Source organism: Nostoc sp. (genome assembly GCF_041747015.1).
Lineage (GTDB): Bacteria > Cyanobacteriota > Cyanobacteriia > Cyanobacteriales > Nostocaceae > Nostoc.
This window is the reverse complement of sequence record NZ_JBGTFY010000338.1, coordinates 1-4141: the sequence shown is the minus strand read 5'-3', so window position 1 is coordinate 4141 and position 4141 is coordinate 1. Positions and strand designations below refer to the sequence as shown.

The 4141-nt window shown below is 37.5% G+C and carries 5 protein-coding genes; 3 read left to right on the top strand and 2 right to left on the bottom strand.

What is annotated here, in order from left to right; all coding sequences use genetic code 11:
* Positions 1 to 289 precede the first annotated feature (289 nt).
* Both ACEW80_RS27345 and brxC read left to right on the top strand, forming a co-directional pair.
* The gene (locus ACEW80_RS27345) at positions 290 to 391 is read left to right on the top strand and encodes a BREX protein BrxB domain-containing protein (RefSeq protein WP_373529616.1); all 102 of its coding nucleotides are present in this window, start codon (positions 290 to 292) and stop codon (positions 389 to 391) included.
* Between the two features lie 182 nt (positions 392 to 573).
* Entirely contained in the window at positions 574 to 2757 is a 2184-nt protein-coding gene (brxC, locus tag ACEW80_RS27340; protein WP_373529615.1) for a BREX system P-loop protein BrxC, read from the top strand.
* Between the two features lie 41 nt (positions 2758 to 2798).
* Here brxC and ACEW80_RS27335 read toward each other — a convergent pair whose 3' ends face one another.
* The gene (locus ACEW80_RS27335; RefSeq protein ID WP_373529614.1) at positions 2799 to 3623 is read right to left on the bottom strand and encodes a DUF2887 domain-containing protein; all 825 of its coding nucleotides are present in this window, start codon (positions 3621 to 3623) and stop codon (positions 2799 to 2801) included.
* Positions 3624 to 3780: 157 nt separating this feature from the next.
* On the opposite strand from ACEW80_RS27335, the gene ACEW80_RS27330 reads away from it, so the two are divergent.
* Positions 3781 to 3915: a hypothetical protein gene (locus ACEW80_RS27330; protein WP_373529613.1), complete on the top strand. Its 135-nt coding sequence runs from the start codon at positions 3781 to 3783 to the stop codon at positions 3913 to 3915.
* Positions 3916 to 3923: 8 nt separating this feature from the next.
* Here the strand turns inward: ACEW80_RS27330 and ACEW80_RS27325 are convergent.
* The coding region (locus ACEW80_RS27325) for a transposase (protein ID WP_373529612.1) at positions 3924 to 4141 on the bottom strand (218 nt) is incomplete at its 5' end.

Here is a 4141-nt window from a genome sequence, read left to right as displayed (position 1 = left end):
TCAGTTACCACACTCAAAAACTCAATCATTATTCAAATTACTACAAAAGGGGGATGAAGGGACTGCCGACGGCAGCCCCTTCATCCCCCCCTTTGAAATGATTATCATTATTGTTGATGGAATAGTTTATTTTCTGGAAGTCCCTTAAGTAAAGCCGCAGGAATTGGCCCAGTATTAGCACGGTGGGAGAAATTTCGGTTTAATCCATTTCCCAGTCAAAAGGAATTAGAAGCGATCGCACACTATCCTGAACAACTTACACTCGGTACTTGACAAAACACCCTTAGTAATGTTTTTTCCTGGTTCATACGACGGAAATGAACTACGCTTGTTTAATACATTTAAGGACGATAACTATTATCGAGCTTTTCCTCTAGTACCCCGTAAGTAACCTCTACCAAGTATTTACCACATTGCTTAAAGTATATACAGGCACTACCATTTTTCAATAGACTTTTGAATACAGCGCTTCCGGCTATTATGCAATACAATTTTCCTTTTGCCCCTCTCCTGTCATAGCTTTCAGCTTTGAGGATGTACCTCATAGCCGCCGGAAGTGCTGTAATAACTACTATGAAAATTTCTGGACTCTTCCAAAAAGATATTTACCGTAATATTAATGGTGTAATTAAAGTCGGACAACAAGATATAGATAACGTTCGCCAAGAACTGGAAGAGTATGTTGTCACCAAGGAATTAGACAAGCATTTTCGTACTTTTTTTGAACGTTATACTGAAGCTTTAAACAACCCGACAGATAAGATGGGGGTTTGGATTTCGGGCTTTTTTGGTTCGGGTAAGTCCCATTTTCTGAAGATTTTATCCTATTTGCTTGCGAATCAACAAATGGGAAATAAGCGGGCGTTAGATTATTTTGATGATGTTCGCATTCCCGATGCGATGTTGCGTGCAAGTATTGCCCAAGCTGCGAATAATTCCTGCGATGTAATTTTATTCAATATTGACTCGAAAGCGGAAGCTAGTAGCAAGAATGATAAGGAAAGTATCGTTAAAGTTTTCCAGAAAGTATTTGATGAATATTTGGGGTATTTTGGTACAGTGCCAGCAATTGCCGAATTTGAACGTCAATTGGATAAGCAGGGCAAGTATGAGGCTTTTCAACAAGCTTTTTTAGCAGAAAATGGGTTGGAATGGAAAGAAAATCGGGATGCTTGGGGTTTTTATCAAGATGCCATAATTACGGCTTTGCAAACTAGCACCGGGATGAGCGCAGAAGCTGCAAGTAAATTATTAGAGTTTAACGAACAAAGCTATAGTTTGAGTGTAGATAGATTTTCCACGCAAGTTAAAGAGCATTTGAACAAAAAAGGTAAACAACATCGTCTAATTTTTATGGTTGATGAAGTCGGGCAATATATTGGTGAAAATCCCGATTTAATGCTGAATATGCAACCTGTAGTAGAGGAGTTAGGTATTCAATGTCAAGGGAAAGCTTGGGTAGTAGTGACATCCCAAGAAGCGATGGATGAAGTTACCCAAAATCGGATTCGGGGGCGAGATTTTTCTAAAATTATTGGTCGTTTTTACCGTCCTCTAAGTCTTTCTTCTGCAAATACTGATGAGGTAATTAAATTACGATTACTGGCGAAAAATGATGCAGCCCGAGGAGATTTAGATATTTTATATAATCAAAAATTTGCAATTCTGAAAAATCAAATTAATTTTAGCCAGGATAGTGCAGAATTGCCCGGATATCGCAACGCCGAAGATTTTATTGCTTCTTATCCGTTTATTCCCTATCAATTCAATTTATTGCAGAAAGTGTTTACTCAAATTCGGGTTATGGGTTCTGCGGGTAAACATTTAGCATCGGGAGAACGTTCATTATTAGATGCGTTTCAAGTTGCTTCTAAAGAAATATCGAACTCATCTCTTGGTGTCTTGGTTCCCTTCCACACATTTTATATGGCAGTAGAAGGATTTTTAGATAGTGTTATCAGTCAGGTAATTGTCCAAGGTGAGGAAAACTCTCAACTGCAAAAGCCGTTTGATATTAACTTGTTGAAAACGCTATTTCTGATTAAGTACGTTAAAGAAATTCGGGCAAATGTTGATAATTTAATTACTTTAAGTATTAGTAATATTGACCAAGATAGATTGATATTAAAGCAAGATGTAGAAAAATCATTAGAACGATTGGAAAAGCAAACTTTAATTCAGCGCAATGGTGATATATATGAATTTTTGACCTACGAGGAGCAAGATGTTGGACGAGAAATTAAAAATACACAATTTGAGCCTAATAAAGTAACTAGTGAATTGCAAAAGCTTATTTGGGATGCAATTTTTACTGATAAACTTTTTCGTAAGGATTCGCGTCATCAATATCAATTCAACCGAAAACTTGATGAACAACTAAGTACGTCAAAAAGTGATATTACACTTCATATTATTACACCATACGCGGAAGCCTACGGAGCTATGCAGGATGATAATTACTGTATGGTGTCTACGGTAAGTGGTGATGAGGTGTTGGTAAGATTACCCGATGACAAGCATTTAGTAGATGAATTAAATACTTTAATTAAAACTACTGAATATTTGCGTTTAAAAAATAGGAGTAATTTAACTCCTAGTATTCAAAGTATTTTAAGGTCTAGGGGAGATGAAAATACTAAACGACGTGAAGCAATTCAAGCAAAGTTAAAAGATTTAATTGCTCGTGCTACTGTTTTTGCTTGTGGTAGCAAGGTGGAAATTAGCAATCGTGACAGTAAGAATGTATGGCTGATTTAGAAAAAGCATCCCAGTGGAAAAGAGATTTGTTAAAACAAAATTCATAACTGATTAAACCAAGCATCCAAATCAGCCATACTGGTAAAATCAAGCAATGCTTCACCCAGGTTTTCCAACTGTTCCAGGGGGAGAGATTCAACTTGTTGATGCACCTCTTGGGGTAATTCTCCCACTCTTCTAGCTAATAAACGCAAAACCAGAGATTTTTCCCCTTCTTCTCTGATTTCTCGATAAACCCGTGTTTCTTTGAGTGTAATTCCTAACATCTCCTCTACCTCCCGTTGGCTCTTATTTTCAAACTTGTAAACCATTATTGTCGTCAATAACTCTATTATGGCGCTATTTTCTGTTTGAGGTGCTTCCTGCTGACTTCTGGAGAGCAAATACCTCGCTTCTTCGGTTGCTTGCTCATCTTCAATTGTAGTTAACACCATTAACGCTACCCATAAGGGTAAAGAGCGAATATTCCCCAATTCATCTAAATATATGCGATTTACCTGGGGGCTGTTAAGCTGACTGAGATAAGGACGAATATCACTTTGCTCAAGATTACGGGATGGGTAAATTATGACTATTTGCAGATTACTAAATCTATCCCGATTACGGTAGAAATATAACCAAGATTCGGCAAATACCCTTTCATAGAGTCTTTCATCCTTTTGAAACTGTACCTCGCAGAAATACACAACACCGGAATTTTGACTTTCTGGAGGTAAAAATACGCCATCGATTTCAAATTTTGGTTCTTTAACTGCTACGGAATCAAATCTATATTCGTCTGCATTTGCTGGCGGATTTGTCAATAACTCAAATAGTAAAGTTGGCGATTGTTGAAATAGTTTATAGAAAATTGTATCTCGACGCATGAAGGATTTTATCGGAAGATTGCACCTTCTCGATTTTAAGCCGGAAGTGTATTAGTGTGAGGAAGTGCAAAAAAAGACTCGGAAATAGGCGATCGATATGGTAAAAGAAGGAAGTGACGCTCAAAACCATCGCCAAAGAAGGAGGGAATAAACGAGAGTGAATACTGCTCGTATCCAAAATACCTTAGAAAACCTATTTCAAGATTCAGCCCGTTGGTTGCACTCAGGACGACGGGTAGTGTTTTGGTATGATGGCGATGAACAATTTACTAGTACAGTACGGCGGAAATAAGCAGACCATTAAATAGCCAAAACTTTGCCCTTGTATGTCCACTTAAAAGGTTTAGCCATTGTTTGATTAAAGTAGTCGATAAACTTGAGGATTCGATTTTTCAAATCATCCTGACTAACGAAACTAGCTCTTCTGAGTAACTTGCGAACCAAAATACTGAACCAAATCTCAATTTGATTAAGCCATGAAGAATGTTTAGGCGTGTAATGAAACACAATTCGGTGTG